Here is a 2,218-nt window from a genome sequence, read left to right as displayed (position 1 = left end):
CCACTCATCCTTCGTAAGAGCCGTATGCGTAGACGCGCCTGTACGGATCTCTCCGGGGGGCGCTCAGTAATGAGCGTCCCTACCGGGACCGGAACGACAAAGACTTCTCATTTCTTCCAGTCCGCCGTATATCCCCACCTGACAAATCAGAGCCCGCCATTCGGATTCGTGGAGTTAGCGGGCTAAGATTAGCAACATGAGATTCTTCGTGATCCCATTCCTGCTGTGGGTACTAATCGCGGCTGTTCCGGCTCAAGCTCAAGAAGATACAAAGTTTCTATCCCCCTCGGAGGCATATAAAGCTGCTCTGTTGCCCCTCAATGCAGCCAGAGCCCAGCAAAACGATCTGACCGAGGCGGATAAGTTTGCACTTGGTGTTGGTATGGGCATGGCATCTCGTCACTGCCTCGCACTTTCGGCGGATGTATCCGCCCTCGCAACTAACGCCAAAGAACTGCTTTCTTTGGGCGAGTTGTGTCTCTTCGGGCAGCAGTTCGAACCGGCGCGTGCTTCTCTAACAAAATATCTTGTGCTTCCCGATGCATTGGATAAACGACAAGCTCTGATCCTGCTTGTGCGCGCGCATCTCGGTCTAGACCAGCCGGCTTCTGCAGCGGCAGAGATTAAGTCGCTTTTGAGTGACTATCCATACGATGCGCAGATCCACTTTGCCATCAGTCAGGTGATCGATGCTGCTGAGGGCGTAGATGCTACATTCGACAAACTGGCTTTGCACCTGTGTGAGACGCAAAGCGCCATCACGCTTCCGCTCCTTGTGAGCGGAAAGACGATTGAAAGCCAAGACGTAGGTGCCTCCTCAAGTGTTTTGTTCTCGGACGCGGTACGGTGCGCCGCCCTTTCAGAGAAGTCGGGCAAAGGCGCTACCCCACCCGTCCTGCAAGTGCTAATCGAAGTTGCGCAGCAAAAGAGTTGGATGGGCACTGCGGATCTCGCGCCAATGCAGGCTGCTCTGGCTCGTCAAACGATGGTCGGATCAAAGGTGCCATTGAACTCGTTACATGGACACGCAATCAATAAAAATACGCTCGTTCCTCGTACGGTCCGGCTGGCAACCGGCACAGTGATCTTGCTACCTTTCACCCTTTGGTCCCCAGGTGCGCCTAGTGTTGTGCGGGATCTGGCGAAATATTCTGCGCAACACCGCATCTATGCAATCACCTCCTGGAGCGCCAACACGGGGCGGGAGGATATACCGTCAGACCAGATACGTGATGCTTTGCGTGAGTGGCAACGGACGCTGCCGCCAACTGTGTCCGTTCTGGTGGTACCTGAAGCAGAATTGAACATCTTTCATGCCGACTCATTTCCTGCTGGGATCGTAATTCGTGATGGTATTGTGCGTTCCAATGCTGTTCTTTCCACACAAGGTTCGGAAAGATTGCTACTTGGTGCGATGTTGAGCCTATAGACAAGCCCTAAGAAGAGGATCGAATGGGTGTTCTTGCCGAGTGCGCGGGAGGATGGTTGACGTTATGAGAGTTCCGGGACGGTACCTTCTAAAGGCAGCTTGTTTACGCCCCGGTTGCAATCCGCTTCTTATAGTCGCCTGCGTAGCTCTTCTGTAGACCCGCTGGGTCAACGGTCAGAACTCAAATTACGAATCAATCGAAGCCACTGCCCCTAGGCACTCTCGTCGACGTAGGCGGCTATCAGGTGCATTTGTACTGCATCGGCGAAGGGAACCCAACGGTGATGATCGTGGGCGCAGCTTTCTCCTTCGATTGGGGACTCGTTCAACCTGAAGTCGCGAAGTGGACGCGGGTCTGCACCTTCGATCCATCAGGGAACGCATGGAGCGACCCTTTCCAGACCACAACATTGATTCCCTCGTCCCAGGCCTCCGACCGAACACCTGCAGCAAAAGCGACACCGACATGCACGGACAGAGTCGACGAGATCCATAGGCTTCTTACAAAAATGCCTATTGACGGTCGTTATGTCCTCGTCGGGTTTTCCATAATGAGGCACCGGCAGACGAAAGGGCCGGATACAGATAGGCCGAACCTAAACCACCGCGTCACATCTCGACTCTACACGTTTGGTGTGGTCACCCTAGTTACGACTACTCCTGCACTAAAGGGTCGGTTTGGGCCGGAACGAGTCTAGAAAGAAACAGAATCTCGATTAGGCTGCCGAGGGCGTGATTTGGACGTTGAATCCCAAGTTCTTCAAGCGGTGGATGAGGTGAAGGGCTTGC

The 2,218-nt window shown here is 54.1% G+C and carries 1 protein-coding gene; it reads left to right on the top strand.

Annotation, left to right across the window (positions count from 1 at the left end; all coding sequences use genetic code 11):
- The first annotated feature begins 196 nt into the window (after positions 1-196).
- A complete protein-coding gene (locus Q363_RS31390; protein ID WP_035358653.1) occupies positions 197-1,429 on the top strand; it encodes a hypothetical protein in 1,233 nt (410 codons plus the stop codon).
- The last annotated feature ends 789 nt before the right edge of the window (positions 1,430-2,218 follow it).

The organism is Edaphobacter aggregans DSM 19364, from assembly GCF_000745965.1.
Taxonomy (GTDB): domain Bacteria; phylum Acidobacteriota; class Terriglobia; order Terriglobales; family Acidobacteriaceae; genus Edaphobacter; species Edaphobacter aggregans.
The sequence above is the reverse complement of the archived record's forward strand: the minus strand, read 5'-3'. Positions and strand labels throughout refer to the sequence as shown.

Excerpts from the sequence above, each read along its gene's own strand:
- Q363_RS31390 (WP_035358653.1), top strand. The coding sequence starts at position 197 with ATGAGATTCTTCGTGATCCCATTCCTGCTGTGGGTACTAATCGCGGCT.